The organism is Streptomyces sp. NPDC047085, assembly GCF_040643735.1.
In the GTDB taxonomy this organism is placed as follows: domain Bacteria; phylum Actinomycetota; class Actinomycetes; order Streptomycetales; family Streptomycetaceae; genus Streptomyces.
On sequence record NZ_JBEYUW010000016.1, the window covers coordinates 14,217 to 29,114 of the forward strand.

General features: G+C 74.3%; 15 protein-coding genes. 13 read left to right on the top strand and 2 right to left on the bottom strand.

The annotated features are described in order from the left end of the window. Window positions 1–78: 78 nt before the first annotated feature. Window positions 79–630: a MarR family transcriptional regulator gene (locus tag ABZ865_RS36680; RefSeq protein ID WP_361240089.1), complete on the top strand. Its 552-nt coding sequence runs from the start codon at window positions 79–81 to the stop codon at window positions 628–630. 171 nt (window positions 631–801) lie between these two features. Beyond that, window positions 802–2,115 carry an alpha-amylase family protein gene (locus tag ABZ865_RS36685; RefSeq protein ID WP_361240091.1) on the top strand — a complete coding sequence of 438 codons (1,314 nt, stop codon included), beginning with the start codon at window positions 802–804 and terminating at the stop codon, window positions 2,113–2,115. A 215-nt stretch (window positions 2,116–2,330) separates the two neighbouring features. Here ABZ865_RS36685 and ABZ865_RS36690 read toward each other — a convergent pair whose 3' ends face one another. Then, window positions 2,331–2,957, bottom strand: a complete 627-nt coding sequence (locus ABZ865_RS36690; RefSeq protein ID WP_361240093.1) for a helix-turn-helix transcriptional regulator — start codon at window positions 2,955–2,957, stop codon at window positions 2,331–2,333. A 378-nt stretch (window positions 2,958–3,335) separates the two neighbouring features. Between ABZ865_RS36690 and ABZ865_RS36695 the strand changes: the two genes are divergently transcribed. From ABZ865_RS36695 to ABZ865_RS36745, 11 genes are all read left to right on the top strand, one after another. Next, window positions 3,336–3,602 (top strand): phosphopantetheine-binding protein, encoded by a 267-nt coding sequence (locus ABZ865_RS36695; protein WP_361240095.1) that lies wholly within the window; start codon window positions 3,336–3,338, stop codon window positions 3,600–3,602. Window positions 3,603–3,609: 7 nt separating this feature from the next. After that, window positions 3,610–4,470, top strand: a complete 861-nt coding sequence (locus ABZ865_RS36700; RefSeq protein WP_361240097.1) for a 3-oxoacyl-ACP reductase family protein — start codon at window positions 3,610–3,612, stop codon at window positions 4,468–4,470. Window positions 4,471–4,498: 28 nt separating this feature from the next. Further along, on the top strand, window positions 4,499–4,969 hold the full coding sequence (locus ABZ865_RS36705; protein WP_361240099.1) for a hypothetical protein: 471 nt from the start codon (window positions 4,499–4,501) through the stop codon (window positions 4,967–4,969). A 5-nt stretch (window positions 4,970–4,974) separates the two neighbouring features. Beyond that, the gene (locus ABZ865_RS36710) at window positions 4,975–5,796 is read left to right on the top strand and encodes an SDR family oxidoreductase (protein WP_361240101.1); all 822 of its coding nucleotides are present in this window, start codon (window positions 4,975–4,977) and stop codon (window positions 5,794–5,796) included. After that, the gene (locus ABZ865_RS36715; RefSeq protein ID WP_361240103.1) at window positions 5,786–7,054 is read left to right on the top strand and encodes a beta-ketoacyl synthase N-terminal-like domain-containing protein; all 1,269 of its coding nucleotides are present in this window, start codon (window positions 5,786–5,788) and stop codon (window positions 7,052–7,054) included. The genes ABZ865_RS36710 and ABZ865_RS36715 overlap by 11 nt, the downstream gene beginning before the upstream one ends. After that, entirely contained in the window at window positions 7,051–8,373 is a 1,323-nt protein-coding gene (locus ABZ865_RS36720; RefSeq protein ID WP_361240104.1) for a beta-ketoacyl-[acyl-carrier-protein] synthase family protein, read from the top strand. Before ABZ865_RS36715 ends, ABZ865_RS36720 begins: the two co-directional genes overlap by 4 nt. A 5-nt stretch (window positions 8,374–8,378) precedes the next feature. Continuing rightward, window positions 8,379–9,092 carry a hypothetical protein gene (locus tag ABZ865_RS36725; RefSeq protein WP_361240106.1) on the top strand — a complete coding sequence of 238 codons (714 nt, stop codon included), beginning with the start codon at window positions 8,379–8,381 and terminating at the stop codon, window positions 9,090–9,092. Between the two features lie 12 nt (window positions 9,093–9,104). Further along, complete coding sequence (locus ABZ865_RS36730; RefSeq protein WP_361240108.1) at window positions 9,105–9,938, top strand: 4'-phosphopantetheinyl transferase superfamily protein; 834 nt, start codon at window positions 9,105–9,107, stop codon at window positions 9,936–9,938. After that, window positions 9,853–10,932 carry an ACP S-malonyltransferase gene (locus tag ABZ865_RS36735; RefSeq protein ID WP_361240109.1) on the top strand — a complete coding sequence of 360 codons (1,080 nt, stop codon included), beginning with the start codon at window positions 9,853–9,855 and terminating at the stop codon, window positions 10,930–10,932. Before ABZ865_RS36730 ends, ABZ865_RS36735 begins: the two co-directional genes overlap by 86 nt. A gap of 21 nt (window positions 10,933–10,953) precedes the next feature. Beyond that, the gene (locus ABZ865_RS36740) at window positions 10,954–11,709 is read left to right on the top strand and encodes a hypothetical protein (protein WP_361240111.1); all 756 of its coding nucleotides are present in this window, start codon (window positions 10,954–10,956) and stop codon (window positions 11,707–11,709) included. Between the two features lie 324 nt (window positions 11,710–12,033). After that, a complete protein-coding gene (locus ABZ865_RS36745) occupies window positions 12,034–13,170 on the top strand; it encodes a glycosyltransferase family 4 protein (protein ID WP_361240410.1) in 1,137 nt (378 codons plus the stop codon). 61 nt (window positions 13,171–13,231) lie between these two features. On the opposite strand, the gene ABZ865_RS36750 is transcribed toward ABZ865_RS36745, so the two are convergent. Next, window positions 13,232–14,881, bottom strand: coding sequence for a PucR family transcriptional regulator (locus ABZ865_RS36750; RefSeq protein WP_361240112.1), 1,650 nt, complete (start codon window positions 14,879–14,881; stop codon window positions 13,232–13,234). Window positions 14,882–14,898 lie beyond the last annotated feature (17 nt).

Sequence of the window (14,898 nt, forward strand, 5' to 3'; positions counted from 1 at the left end):
CGCCGGTGTGAATCTCGCGTTAAAGACATTCGTGGGGGTTTCGCGCCATGATTTAGTGAGTGTTACCTTAACAAGGTGATGGTGGAGCGACCAGAGCGCGAGAACAGCGGCGGCAGGGACCCGGAGGGCGTCGCCGCCCGGGGCCGGGACCGGGCCGAGGACCAGGTCGAGGGTCGGGTCGAGGGCCGGGAGGCGGCGGAGATCCGGCAGGGGGTCGTACGGCTCGCCCGCCGGCTGAGCGCTGAGCGGCCCGAGGACGGGCTCAGCCTCAACAAGAGCAGCGTGCTCGGGCACCTGCGGCGCAACGGGCCCATGTCGGCGGGCGCGCTGGCCGCCGCCGACCATCAGCAGCCGCAGTCCCTGACCCGCGTCTTCGCCGAACTCGAGAGCGACGGCCTGATCAGCCGCAGCCGGGACCTCCACGACGGCCGGCAGCGGGTGCTGGAGCTGACCGAGGAGGGCCGCAAGGCGCTCGCCCAGGACATGGCCCAGCGCGACGTCTGGCTCGACGGCGCCCTCGACGAACTGACCGAGACCGAACGGCAGGTGCTGCTGCTCGCCGCCCGGCTGATGAGCCGCCTCGCCGACTCACCGACCGGCCGCTCCAGCCGACCCCCCAGAACCGGCTGACCGTCCGAACCCGCCGGCGGTCCACCCCGAGCGCGTTGACCGTCGTCCGCCGCCAACCTGCTGACCGTCGTCCGCCGCCAACCCGTTGCCCTTCCGCCGCGCATCCGTTGACCGTCCGTCCCATTCCCAACGCGTTGACCATCCGCCCCGAACCCGTTGACGGAGGCTTCCGTGCCCTGGTCCGACCACGCCATCTGGTGGCACGTCTATCCCCTCGGCTTCCTCGGCGCCGAGCGCGCCGCCCTGCCCCCGGACGAACCGCCCCGCCACCGGCTGCCGGTGCTCGTCGACTGGCTGGACCACCTGGTCCGGCTCGGCTGCAACGGACTCGCCCTCGGCCCCGTCTTCGCCGCCGAGACACACGGCTACGACACGGTCGACCACTTCCGGATCGACCCCCGCCTCGGCACCGAGGACGACCTGACCGAGCTGATCGAGCGCGCGGCACAGCGGGGCGTGCGCGTCCTGCTGGACGGCGTCTTCAACCATGTGGGCCGCTCCTTCGGCCCCTTCGCCGACGTCCAGCGCAACGGTGCCGCCTCGCCGTACGCGGACTGGTTCGTCCCGGAGGGCGACGACTTCCGCACCTTCGAGGGGCACCGGCACCTGGTCGCCCTGAACCACGCCGACCCCGCCGTCGCCGCCTACGTGACCTCCGTCCTCGACCACTGGCTGGAAAGGGGCGTGGCCGGCTGGCGGCTGGACGCCGCGTACGCGGTGCCGCGCTCCTTCTGGCGCACCGTCACCGACCGGGTACGGGCCCGGCATCCGCGGGTCTGGTTCAGCGGGGAGGTCATCCACGGGGACTACGCCGCGTACGTCACCGAGGGCGGCCTGGACTCGGTCACGCAGTACGAGCTGTGGAAGGCGGTCTGGAGCTCGCTCAACGACACCAACCCGCACGAGCTGGCCTGGGCGCTCAAGCGCCACAACGCCCTGCTCGACACCTTCGTACCGGCGACCTTCGTCGGCAATCACGACGTCACCCGCATCGCCAGCCGACTGCGCGAGCCGCGGCATCTGGCCCATGCCCTCACGGTGTTGTTCACCGTCGGCGGGGTGCCGTCCGTCTACGCGGGCGACGAGCGCGCCTGGCGGGGCGTCAAGGAGGAGCGCGAGGGCGGGGACGACGCCATCCGCCCGGCGTTCCCTCCGCATCCCGCGGGTCTGGGCGACGACCAGCTGGCGGTGGAGCGGCTGCACCAGACGCTGGTGGGTCTGCGCCGGCGCAACCCCTGGCTGGTGCGGGCCCAGACCCAGGTCCACACCCTCGGCAACGCCGTCCTCACCTACACCCTCGCCGACCCGGAGGGTGGTGCCGCCCTCGCCGTCGGGCTCAACTTCGGCGCGGCGCCCGCGACCGGTTCGGTGCCGGGCGCGTCGTGGGCGTGGGCCGCGGGGGAGGGGGCGGTGGACGGCGTGTCCGGAACCGTGTCCCTGCCCGCGTACGGCTGGTGTGTGGCCACGGCTCCGGAAATCCCGTGAAGCACGGGCGGTATTCGGCCGATGGGCGGGATGCCCGGCCCGCCGAGGGGCCGGCCCTCGGCCGATCGATTGGCGTGATCTTCGGCCAACCGATCGGCCGGACCTCGATCCACCGATTGGCTTGATCTTCGGCCGAAGAAGGTGCGGGACCGCCTTTTCCCGGGGTTTAATCGCCGGTCTCGGGAAAGATTCCACGCCATTTCCAGGGAATTAATTCACCGATCGAACCCGGCCATATCCGTGCCCTGGGCGCGGGCCCATGCGTGCCGCCAGAGGGTCAGCAGGTGTCCTTGCTCGCCGCATGCCCGTACGTAGGCGATGAGGAGTTCCTCCGACGGCATCCGGAACCCCGCCAGAACATCGGCGAGCGTGCTGCGCGGAAGCGGGCCCGTGCCCAGGTCCCGGGCCCGCTTCTGTAATTCGCGCAGGGAGGGCTGGCCGGCCGCCAGCCGCACCCGGTGCATCGCCTCCAGGAGATGGGCCGGGCGATAGACGAATTCGAGCCGCCGCCCGGGAGGGGACACGGGAGGCGCCTGCCCGCCGGCGCCGGGAACCGGGTCGGACTGCTGAGCCGCACGCTCCCACTGCACCCGGGCCTCGCGCCGCGTCGCCCCGCAGACCTGCGCATACGCCTCCACGACCTGCCGGCGCGGCAGGAACGTGCCCCGGTCGGCGCGCAGCAGGGTGACGGCCGAACACCCCGGTCCGGCCATCCGGTCCTCCTCGATCAGCTGCGACATCCGCCGGTACGTCAGCCCTGACCGCCGGCGTAGCGAGCGCAGCCATTCGGCCAGTTCGTAGTACTGCGCGGACTGCGGGACCGGAGTTTTGCTGCGCCCCACGAGTTTCCCCCTGTACATCTAGCCACTCGGTCTGACGGTCAATCAAACAACTGCGGATCCGGAGGGGTGTTCGCGAACGCGGATCAACCTTATGAAGCGCCCTGACGGGTGGTCAAGGGAACTTTACCGTGCTTTACCTTGACGCTGTCTTTCCGCTGGTCGACCCGGATTGCTGATTCATCCTGTCCGAGAAGTGGAGAAACAAGTTCCGTCGCCCGGCGTGGAGTTCTTCTGTCGTCGCGATGTAGACACACAACCGATTGTCCGGTGATCGGGAAGGGAAGCGCGTTGCCATCGCTTTCCACGCTCTGTTGGCATGGATTGCGGCAGCCGGGAATCCGGCCGCGCCACCACTCGCGACCTCTGGGGAGGAACACGATGACCACGGCATCCAACACCACGCTGGACGAGCTCATCGATCTGCTCAAGGACGTCAAGCCGAGCATCGCCGAGCAGAGCGTCGAGCCGGCTCACTCGGTGGTCGAGGACCTCGGCCTCGACTCCCTCGACCTGCTCCAGCTCGCCCGCCGGATCAACCGGCACTTCGGCACCGAGTTCGACCTGGACGCCTGGAACGCCGAGGCCGAGCAGCACCACCGCAGCGTGGCCTCGATCGCCGACGCCGTCGCCGCCGGCCGTGCCTGAGCCGGCCGTGTCCGAGCGAACCTCTTCCGAGCGAACCTCTTCCGAGCGGGCCTCCGCCGAGCCGGCCTCTGCCGAGCGGACTTCCTCCGAGCGGCTCTCGTCCGACCCGGCCGGATCCGGCCGGGTGGCCCTGGTGACCGGCGGCTCGCGCGGCATCGGTGCCGCCATCGCCCGCCGGCTCGCCGCCGACGGATTCACCGTGCACGTCGTGTGCCACAGTGCGCTCGACTCGGGGCGCGCGGTGGTCAAGGACATCGAGGCGAGCGGCGGCCGGGCCGCCCTGCACCAGGCCGACGTCGGCGACGAGGCCGCCGTCGAGGACCTGGTGAACAAGGTGACCGCGCAGGAGGGCGCCCTGCACGTCCTGGTCAACAACGCGGCCGTGATCGACGACCAGCTCCTCGCCGTCACCCGCACCGACCGCTGGGAGCGGGTCCTGCGGACCAATCTCACCGGCCCCTTCCTGACCAGCAGGGCCGTGCTGCCGGCCATGCTCGACCAGGGTTGGGGGCGCATCATCAACATCTCCTCCAACTCGGCCCGCACCCCCGGCCCCGGACAGAGCGCCTACGCGGCCTCCAAGGGCGGCATCGAGTCGCTCACCCGGGCCCTGGCCGTGGAGGTGGGCCGCAAGGGCATCCGGGTCAACTGCGTGGCACCCGGCAAGGTCCGCACCGAGATGACCTCCGCCGTCGCCGACCGGCTCGGCTCCGACGGGGACGGCACCCGGTGGGGCCTGCCGGAGGACATCAGCGGACTCGTCGCCTTCCTGGCCGGCGACGAGGCCGACTACATCCAGGGCCAGACCTTCACCGTGGACGGCGGCCGCATGGTCATGCGCAGCGCGGCCGGACGGCGGTCCCGGTGAGCGGGGCGGACCGAAAGGCGGTACGGCCATGGGGGCCGTGAAGTACTGGGAGGACCTGGTGGACGCGCCCGTACGCAAGTTCGGGCCCGTCGTCTTCAGCGGGGCGCTTCTCGACCAGCTCCTCGACCTGATGGGCGAGAAGCACCCCGTGCACGACAGCGACGACTTCGCCCACGGCACCGACCGCAGACAGCGGATCGTGCCCGGCGGATTCATCCACTCGATCACCTCCGGCTGGGTCGTCCAGCACGGCTCGCCGGCCGCGATCGTCGGGATGCGCAGGCTCGGCTGGGACTTCGTGCGCCCGCTCTATCCCGACACACCGTTCTGGTTCACCACGAGCACCGACCGGGCGACGGAGATCGACGACCGGATCGGCCTGATCGAGACCACCCGCCGGGTCTTCGACGAGAACGACCGGACGTACGCCATCGGACGCATGAGCGTCGTGCTGCTGCGGCGGGCCGAGCGGCCCGCCACGACGGGAAGGGTTCAGTGATGTCAGTGACGGGGAAACCCGCGGAAAACCAGTACCAGCCGCTCAAGGGCCGGGTGGCCCTGGTCACCGGCGGCTCGCGTGGCATCGGCGCCGGCATCACCCGTAAGCTCGCCGACTGGGGCGCCACCATCGCCATCAACTACGTCGACCGCGAGCGCCCCGCCAAGGAACTCGCCGCCGAACTGGCCGAGCGGGGCACGGAGGTGACCCTGCACCGGGCCGACCTGAGCGACCCGGCGGACATCGAGCACCTGATCACGGAGATCGGCGAGATCCACCAGGACCTGCACATCCTCGTGCAGAACGCGGCCGCGACGAAGTTCACCCGGCTCGAGGACGCCTCCCTCGGCGACTGGCAGTTCGTGCAGGACACCAACTCCCGGGCCACCTGGCTGCTCGCCAAGCACGCGCTGCCGCTGATGCGCGAGCGCGAGGGTGCCCGCTTCATCACCATCACCAACTCCACCACCACGCGCATCATCCCGCGCGCCGGCCTGTTCGCGGCGGCCAAGGCGGGCCTGGAGGCGCTGACCGACTACCTCTCCTACGAGCTGGCGCCGTACGGCATCGTCGCCAACTGCGTACGCCCCGGACTCGTCCAGACCGGCGTGTTCAAGGTCCGCCCCGACTTCAAGCACGGCGTCGCCAAGGAACTCGCGGTCTCCCCGTGGCCCGACGACCGCATGACCACTCCCGAGAACAGCGCCGACGTGGTCGCCCTGCTCTGCCTGGACGAGGCGTCCTGGATCGCCGGACAGACCATCACCGTCGACGGCGGCTACCGCCTGTGGGGCGGCATCAGCAGCGGAGGCCGCCGTGCCGAGTGACCGCCCCGCCATACGGCCGGACATCGTCGTCACCGGCACCGGTGTGATCTCCCCGGCCGGCCTCGGCGCGGCCCGGCTCTGGGAGGCCATGGCCGCCGGCAAGACCTTCTTCGACCACCCCGGCGGCGACGGCGCCTCCTCCGGGCTGCCGTGGCCGACCGCCGTCGTGGACACCTCGGAGATCACCTGGCCCGAGGGCCGGTCCTGGGCCGACGCGAGCAAGTACGCCAACCAGTCCGCCCGGTGGGCCGTCGCCGTCGCCCGCCAGGCCCTGGCCCAGGCCGGCATCACCGGCGAGCGCGAGGACGTGCGCGGCGGCACGATCATGGCCGTCGCCAGCAGCGGCGACGAACTGAGCGACGTCATCCCGCAGCTCGCCTCCAAGTACCGCGGCGACGCCCGGCCGCTGGCCAAGTTCCTGCACGACGAGGTGCCCGACTACTCCTACATCCGCGGCATCCCCTCCCAGCTCGGCCAGTTCGTGTCCATGGCGAGCGGCTTCCGCGGCTCCAACGTGGCCGCGTACGGCGAGGCCGCCGCCGGTGGCGCCGGCGCGCTCGCCCTCGCGGGGCGCCTGCTGGAGACCGGCGAACTCGACCGGGTCCTGGTGGTCGGCGTCGGCGCCCCGCTGACGGTCACCGGCATGGCCGCCTTCGACCAGGACGAGCCCCTCGGCACCCGCGCCACGACCGGCGCCGGGCCCTTCGACGCCGAACGCTCGGGCACCCTCGCCGGACAGGGCGCGGCCGCCGTGCTGCTGGAGCGGGCCGACGTGGCGGCGGGGCCCGCGCTGGCCCGGTTCCTCGGCTGCGAGGTGCTGGCCGCGGCGGACCTGCCCACGGCCGCGGGGCTCGCCGTGGACGCCGTACTCGCCGGCGCGGACGCCGGGCCCACCGTGTGGTGGGCGCACGGGGCCGGCTCGGCCCGCCTGGACCGCGTCGAGGCCGACACCGTGCTGCCGCGCACGGGCAGCCTGCCCGTCACCGGCTCCAAGGGCACCATCGGCAACGCGTTCGAGTGCTCCGCGCTCATCGACACCGCGCTGGCCGTGGAGAGCCTCACCCGCGCCGAACTGCCCCCCGTCGGCCTCCTGAACCGGCCCGACCCCGCCCTCCCCGGCCTCGACCCGGTCCTCGGCGCACCCCGGCCCCTACCGCCTCCGGCGACGCTCCTGCTCACCGCGCTCAACCAGGGCGCGGAGGCGACGGCGGCCGGCGCCCTGCTCCTCGCGACCGCGCACGGAAAGGCACACGCATGACCGACGCCAGCGACGACATCGTCATCACCGGCATGGGCCTGGTCACCCCCATCGGCGGTGACGTCGAGACCTTCTGGTCGGCGAACCTCGAAGGCCGCTCCGGGATCGTCCTGGAGGAACGCATGGACACCGCGGGGCTGCCCTGCGGCTGGACGGCCGGACTGATCCCGGAGGACGTCAAGGAGAAGGTCGCCGCCGGCCACAGCGCGCCCGGCCGCTCCTGGGGCGACACCCTCATGCACGCCTCCGTCGAACAGGCCCTCACCGACGCCCGCCTCGACGCCCAGCCCGCCGCCGCGGGCCCCGCCGCACTGGTGTACGCCCGCGTGTGGCCGGGCCCCACCGGATCCTTCCCGCAGGACTACGTCACGCACATGGAGGACCTCGCCGAGCGCTACGACACCATCGGCAACGACCCCGCCGCCGTCCTGAACCATCTGCGCGGCAGGAACCTGCCGTTGGAGACCCGCGACCTGTCCGCCTACCCGAGAGAGATCGCCGAGCGCCTCGGCACCGCCGTGCTCCCGGTCCGCCTGGAGGCGACCTGCTCCGGGGGACTGCGCGCCATCGCCGAGGCCGTCCGGCTGCTGCGGGCCGGCCGCGCGCGGTACGCCGTCGTCTCCGCCGCCGTCTCCCGCAACACCCCCTACGTCCTGTCCCAGTACGGCCAGCTCATGGCGCTGTCCCGCTGGAGGGGCGACCCGGCGCAGGCGTCCATGCCGTTCGACCGGCGCCGTACCGGCATGGTCATCAACGAGTCCGCCGGCGCGCTGGTCCTGGAGACCGCCGAGCACGCCGCCGGACGCGGGATGACCGAGCCGTACGCCGTCGTCGGTGGCTGGGGACTGGCGGTGGACACCAGCCACATGACCGCTCCCCGCGTGGAGATGATCGAACGCGTCATGCGCACCGCCCTCGCCGAGGCGGGCGCGCACCCCGACGACGTCGACACGGTCAACGCGCACGGCACCTCCACCCGCCTCAACGACGTCACCGAGGCCCGCGCCCTGCACAAGGTCTTCGGCGAGCGGATGGCCGAACTGCCGGTCAGCGCGGTGAAGTCGCTGACCGGGCACGGCTCGGCCGCCTCCGGAGTCGTGGAGACGGTCGCCTCGGCGCTCACCATGTGCCGCGGTGTCGTACCGCCCGTGCCGACCTGCACCGAACCCGACCCGGCGTGCGCCGTGCGCACCTCGCTCACCCCGGTGCGGCGGCCGGTCGGGGCGGTCCTGAAGAACTCCTTCGGCTTCGGCGGGCAGTACGCGTCGATGCTCTTCCGGCGTCCCGCCGCGCCGCGCCCGGCCCCCCAGCCCGGGTGAGCGCGATGGACCGTCTGGAGTACGAGGAGACCGAGCCGGCCGGAACGCACCGGGCCACCGTCATCTGGCTGCACGGCGTCGGCCAGGTGCCCGGTGATCTGCGGGTCGTCGCCGAGCGGTTCGGGCTCGCCGAGGCGGGCGTGCGCGGGGTGTTCCCGCGCGCGCCCGTCGAGGCGCCGAGCCTGCTGACCGGGCTGCCGGTGCCGTGCTGGTTCCCGCAGAACCTGTTCGCGCTGGACCGGATCGACGTCCCAGGCCTGCTGGCCGCGCACCGCTCGCTCATCGGCCTGCTGCGGGCGGAGACCGAGCGGATCGGCGCCGCGAGGACCGTCGTCGCCGGGTTCTCCCAGGGGGCGACGGTCGCCCTGACGCTGGCGCTGCGGCATGGCGAACCCCTCGCGGGTACGGCCCTGTACGCGCCCTTTCTGCCGCCCGACCTGTCCGCGCTGCTCCCGGAGGGGCGGCCGGCGCCCGCGAACAGCCGGCTGCCGGTGTGGATCGGACACGGCGCCCGCGACTGGATCGTGCCCGAGCGCAGCGGAAGCGTACTGCGGGACCTGCTCGCCTCCTGGGGCCATCCGGTGACCTGGCAGCGCTACCCCGGCGGGCACGAGCCCTTCGCCGGCGTACGGGCCTCCCTGCCGAAGTTCCTCACCGAGGTGCTCGACACCCCGGTCCCCGGGCTCGCCGAGTCGGGGCACGCGGCACGGGCGAGCTGAGGAGATGCCATCATGCCGGTGCCTCTGCTGGTGCCTCCGCCGGTCGCTGCGGCGGTCCCGCCACGAGTCCCTCGGCCGGATCCGCTGGCGCCGCCCCCGCCCGGCCTGGTGCACGTCTGGCGCGTTCCGCTGAGCGGCCCGGCGGCGGACGACTCGCTCGCCGTCGCCGGGCAGGTGCTCGGCGCGGACGAGGCCGCCCGCGCCGCCCGGTTCGTCCTGCGGGAGGACCGGCGGCGGTGGACGGCCGCCCGGGTGGCCCTGCGCACCCTGCTCGCTGGCTACCTCGGCGTGGCCCCCGGCCGGGTCACGCTGGAGTACGGCCGGCGCGGCAAGCCCCGGCTGCCCGGCCAGGGGGCCGACGGGCTGCGGTTCAGCCTGAGCCACAGCCGGGACCGGGCGCTGGTCGCGGTGTGCCGTGGCGCGGAGGTCGGAGTGGACCTGGAGCACCTGTCGGCCGGTCCGGCGCGGGCGGCCGACCTGGACGACCTGGCCGGCGCCGTGCTCGCCCCCGAGGAACTGCGCGCCTACCTGCTGCTGCCGCCCGCCCGCCGGCGTGCCGCGCTGCTGCGCCGCTGGACCGGCAAGGAGGCCGTGCTCAAGGCGACCGGACACGGAGTGACCCTGCCGGCCGCACGGCGCCTGGTCGTCCCCGACGGCACCGGCACGCCCCGCGGCGTGCCCGGCGCGTGGACCCTGCTCCGGCCCCGGCCGGGGGAGGGGTTCACCGCGGCCGTCACCGTCCGAGGAAGGAACTGGACCCATGTCTGCACGGACTTCCTGCCCGCCCACCACGGCACCCGATACGGCCCCGCCCCCGCACCCGAACGCCCCACTCACTCCACCTGACACCCCCCTCGCCCTCCTCTTCCCCGGACAGGGCGCCCAGCGTCCCGGGATGGGGGCGCCCTGGCGGGAGACCCCGCACTGGCAGGTCGTCGAGGACCTCTCCGAGTCCTGTGGACGGGACCTCGCGGACCTCCTGTTGCATGCCGACGCCGAGCGGCTCACCCGTACCGACAACGCCCAACTGGCCACCTTCACCCTGGAGATGGTGCTGCTGGACGCGCTGCGGACCGCCCTCGGCACCGTGCGCCTGCGTCCCGCCGTGTGCGCGGGGCACAGCCTGGGGGAGTACGCGGCCCTGACCGCCGCCGGTGTGCTGGCTCCCGAGGACGCGGTGCGGCTGGTGGCCGAGCGGGGCGCGGCGATGGCGGCGGCGGCCGGGCTGGTGCCGGGCACGATGACCGTGCTGGTCGGACCGGGCGTGGCGCGGAGCGCCGAACTGCTCGCCGCGCGGCTGCGCGTCGCCGAGCGGGCCGAGGTGTGGGTGGCGAACGTCAACGGCCCCGACCAGGTGGTGGTCTCCGGCCGTCCCGACGCCGTCGCGGCCCTCACCGAGCAGGCCACGGACGCGGGCGCGCGGGCGGTCCGCATCCCGGTCGGCGGGGCCTTCCACAGCCCGCTGATGGCACCGGCCCGGCCCCGCCTCGCCGCCGCCGTCCGCGACACGCCCGTCCGGGCCGGGCACTGCCCGGTGATCACCAATGTCGACGGCCTCGCCCACCACGGCGACGCCCCGGACTTCTGGCGCGAGTCGATGTGCCGTCAACTCGTCCTCCCCGTCCGCTGGTCGGACTCCATGGCGACCCTCGCGTCCCTCGCCTCCCTGGCGGACGGCCCGCTCCACCTCGTCGAACTGGGCCCCGGCTCCACCCTGACCGGCCTGGCCCGCCGCCTCCTGCCCCCCGAGCTCCCGGCCCGCTCCGCCGCCACCCCGGCCCAGCTGAACGCCCTCGTCACCGCATGGTGGCCCGAACCCCTGGCCACAGTCTCACCGTGAACTCCCATCTAGAGTGACCGGATGAGCACACGAACCGGCCGGTGCGCGGCCTTCCTCACGGCGGCCCTGCTGACGCGCGGAACGACCGCGGCCCTGCGCGGGATCGCCACCGGCGGCTCCGACCGCTGGCGGCGGAAGAACTACGCCGGCCGGACCGTCGAGCTGTACGCCGGACCGGCCGCCGCGCTCGCCACGGCCCTCGCCGCCGCGCGGGTGCGCCCCGCGGCCGGGCTCGCCGTGCTCGCGGCCGGCGTCTGCGGGGCGTACGACGACGTCGTCGGCGCGGAGGATCCGCGGCGCGGCTTCCGGGCGCATCTGGGCGCGCTGCGCCACGGCGAAGTGACCAGCGGCGCCGTCAAGTTGTTCGGGATCTCGGCGGCCGGGCTGGTGGCCGGCGCGCTGCTCAAGGAGCGGCCGCTCGACCGGCTGCTGGCGGGTGTCGTGATCGCCGGGGCCGCGCATTTCGTGAACCTCGTCGACGTACGGCCCGGACGCGCGGCCGGCGCCGTGCTCGCGCTCGGGGCGCCGGGGCTGGTGCGGACCGGGCCGGGTGGCGCGCTGGCCGCCGTCGCGACCGGCGCTGCCGCGGCCGTGCTCCCGGACGACCTCGGGGAGCGTGCCATGATCGGTGACACGGGGGCGCACGCCCTGGGCGCGGCGCTCGGCAGCGCGGTGGTGGTGTGCAACCGGCGCGCGGGACTGCTGGCGCACGCCGTCGCCGTGGTGGCCGCCGCGGTGTACGGGGACCGGGTGAGTGCCTGGGCGCGGGCGTGGTGAGGCGCTGACCTCGGGGTACGGGCCGGGGGACCGTGCGTCCGGGCCGGGCCTTCATTCACCCGTGTGGGTGATGTGCTCCGGCGCATTGCCCCCGCCTGCCGCGCTGTGCGCCTCCCCGTGCTTCCCGGAACGGCCGTACGTACTGGCATGCTTGGCAGGGAACGCGGGGCGGGTGGCGGGCCGGACGCGGTCCGCGTGGGAGGCGCGCGCGGTACGTCCTTCCGCCCTTCCCCGCCCGCTGCCTTCTGTACGTTTTCTTCTGACCCCTGACCCGTGACCCGTGACCGCCCGCGCCGAATCAGGAGCCCCGGCCTCGTGAGCCCCGTGAGCCCCGTGAGCAGCAACGCACCGCACGGCCAGTCGCCGCTGCGCACCGTGCAGGTGCTGGGCGGGGGCAACGCCGGCAGCAGCGCGCACGTGCGCTCCCTGGCCGAGGGGCTCGTCGCCCGGGGCGTGCAGGTCACGGTGTGCGCCCCGGCCGAGGCCGATCTGGCCTACGACTTCAGCGGCACCGGAGCGGACCACGTACCCGTGCCGCGCAGCAGCGACCCCGCCTCCGTGGCCGCGCTCCGGGCGGCCTGCGCGGACGCCGACCTGGTCCATGCGCACGGGCTGCACGCCTCCTTCCGCGCCGTGCTCGCGCTCGGCGGCCGGAGCACCCCTCTCGTGGTCACCTGGCACGACCGGGCACGGGCCGAGGGCGCGCGGGCGCATCTGCTGCGGCTGCTGGAGCGGCGCGTGGTGCGCACGGCCGCCGTGGTGCTCGGCACCTCCTCCGACCTGGTGGACCGGGCCCGCCGGACCGGTGCCCGGGACGCCCGGCTCGGTGCCGTGGCCCTGCCGGGGCGGCGCGGGCCCGTCGACACCGACGACCCCGACCGGCCGGGCCCCAAGCTCCACGCCGAACTCGGCGCCACGGGGCGCCCGTTGCTCGTCGCGGTCGGCTCCCTCGACCGGTACCGCGGCTACGACGTCCTGCTGGACGCGGCCCGGGCCTGGCGGAGCCTCGACCCGCCGCCGCTGGTCGTCGTCGCGGGGGAGGGCCCGCTGCGGCCCGCGCTGCAGCGCCGCGTCGAGGACGAGGAGCTGCCGGTCCGGCTCATCGGGGCCCGCGACGACGTGCCCGATCTGCTCGCCGCCGCCGACCTGGCGCTGCTGACCAGCAAATGGGAATCCCGCTCGGTGCTCGCCCAGGAAGCCCTGCACGCGGGCGTGCCGCTCGTCGCGACGGCCGTCGGCGGCGTCCCGGACCTCGTGGGCGACGCCGCCGAACTCGTCCCGTACGGCGACGCGAAGGCGCTCGCGGACGCCGTCGTACGCCTGCTCGCGGACCCGGAGCGGCGGGAACTGCTGCGGGAGCGCGGCGGGCGGCAGGCCGCGACCTGGCCGACCGAGGACGAGACGGTGGCTCAGGTCCTGAGCATCTATGACGAGTTGACCCAGCCGAGACCACTGGCGTAGCCCAGCTGAGACCACTGGCCCAGCCACCCTCCAGGATCCGGGGCAGCATGCTCGGGCGTGTCTAGGGCACGTGCCGGCGGGCGCGCAGGGCGAGGCTCAATGCCAGGACCGTCTGGGGGTCGTCGAGGTCGGTGCCCAGCAACTCGCCGATGCGGGCGAGGCGGTTGTACAAGGTCTGGCGGTTGAGGTGCAGCTCGCGGGCGGTCTCGGCCTTGCGGCCCGCGTGCGCGAGATAGGTCTCCAGGGTGGGCAGCAGCGGCGGCTTGGAGCGGTGGTCGTGGTCGCGCAGCGGGCCGATCGCGCGGTCCACGAAGGCCGCCAGGTCCGGGTGGTCGCGCAGCCGCCACAGCAGCAGGTCGATGTCGAGGCGGCGGGCGTCGTACCAGGGGCGGTCGGTCAGCCCCTGGGCCGCGGTCGCCGTCTCCGCCGCGTGCCTCAGGCCCGCCGACGCGGCCGCCCAGCCGCCGGCCACCCCGACCACCACGACCGGCGGCGGGGCGCCCGGCCGCCGCATCCCGGCCCGCTCGACGCCCGCCCGCAGCGCCGCGGCCACCCGGTCCGCGACCGCGGAGCGCTCCGACTCCGAGCGCAGCCCGAGCAGCACCGGCACCCGGCCCTCGACCGGCCGCACACCCAGCAGCACCGGGACGCCCACCGCGGCCAGCTCCTCGGCGACCGCCCGCGCCAGCACCGCCCAGCCGCCGCCGGGGGACAGGGGGTCTCCGACCCGCATCACGACCGGCAGCAGCGGGCTGTCGCCGGGCTTGAAGCCGAGGACCCGGGCCTGCGCGGGCGCGTCCTCGGCCGTGATGCGGCCCTCGGCGAGGTCGGTGAGGAAGTCGCCCCGGCCGCGCGCCGCGAGCTCCTCCTCCTGCCGCGCCTGCATGAGCACCACGGCCAGGATCCCCGCGGCCCGCTCGGCGGCGATCCGGTGCACCGGAGCCAGCAGCCCCCGCACCGGCAGCAGCACCAGCCGGGCCCGCACCGCCCCGGGTCCGCTCCCGGGTCCGCCGCCGGGCACGTCCACGAGTACCGATCCGGCGGGCGGCGGCGCGTCCTTGTGCGGACCCCGCAGCCCCTCCCACACCTGCAGCGGATCCGCGCCCTCGGGACCCTCCCCGGCGGCGTACAGCAGCCGGCCGTCGGCCGTCTCCAGGAACACCGGGTTGCCGCTGAAGTCGGCCAGGATGCCCAGCACCTGCGGCACCCCGCCCCCGCCCAGCAGCGCCTCGGTACACCGCCGGTGCACCTCCTCCGCCCGCTGGAGCAGCGCGTAGTGCCCGTTGACGATCTCGGTGTGGATCTCCTCGGTGACGGTCACGAACGGTACCTCGCGGTGCAGCTGGACCAGCGGCAGCCCGGCGCCGCGGGCGGTGTCCACCAGGGCGGCGGGCAGCCGGGTGAAGCGCGGGCCCAGCTCCACCACCAGCGCGGCGATGCCGCGCTCGGCGAGGGTGCGCACGAACGCCCGCTGCTCGGCGGGGCGGGTGCCGAGGCCGTAGCCGGTGGTGAGCAGCAGCTCGCCGCCCTTGAGCAGCGAGGCGATGTTGGGCACCTCGCCCGCGTGCACCCAGCGCACGGTGCGCCCCAGCCGGTCGGCGCCCGCCAGGATCTCCGGGAGCCCGCTGCGCAGCCCGGGCAGCTCCAGCGCCCTCCGAACGGTGATCCCGGAACCCTGCGTGGCGAGTCTGCTCTCCGTACCGCTGTCCATGCAGCGGACGCTACCTG

Bases quoted from the DNA above. Each gene is read 5' to 3' on its own strand.
- ABZ865_RS36680 (WP_361240089.1), top strand. From the start codon at position 79: ATGGTGGAGCGACCAGAGCGCGAGAACAGCGGCGGCAGGGACCCGGAG.
- ABZ865_RS36695 (WP_361240095.1), top strand. From the start codon at position 3,336: ATGACCACGGCATCCAACACCACGCTGGACGAGCTCATCGATCTGCTC.
- ABZ865_RS36705 (WP_361240099.1), top strand. From the start codon at position 4,499: ATGGGGGCCGTGAAGTACTGGGAGGACCTGGTGGACGCGCCCGTACGC.
- ABZ865_RS36720 (WP_361240104.1), top strand. From the start codon at position 7,051: ATGACCGACGCCAGCGACGACATCGTCATCACCGGCATGGGCCTGGTC.
- ABZ865_RS36725 (WP_361240106.1), top strand. From the start codon at position 8,379: ATGGACCGTCTGGAGTACGAGGAGACCGAGCCGGCCGGAACGCACCGG.
- ABZ865_RS36730 (WP_361240108.1), top strand. From the start codon at position 9,105: ATGCCGGTGCCTCTGCTGGTGCCTCCGCCGGTCGCTGCGGCGGTCCCG.
- ABZ865_RS36735 (WP_361240109.1), top strand. From the start codon at position 9,853: ATGTCTGCACGGACTTCCTGCCCGCCCACCACGGCACCCGATACGGCC.
- ABZ865_RS36740 (WP_361240111.1), top strand. From the start codon at position 10,954: ATGAGCACACGAACCGGCCGGTGCGCGGCCTTCCTCACGGCGGCCCTG.
- ABZ865_RS36750 (WP_361240112.1), bottom strand. From the start codon at position 14,881: ATGGACAGCGGTACGGAGAGCAGACTCGCCACGCAGGGTTCCGGGATC.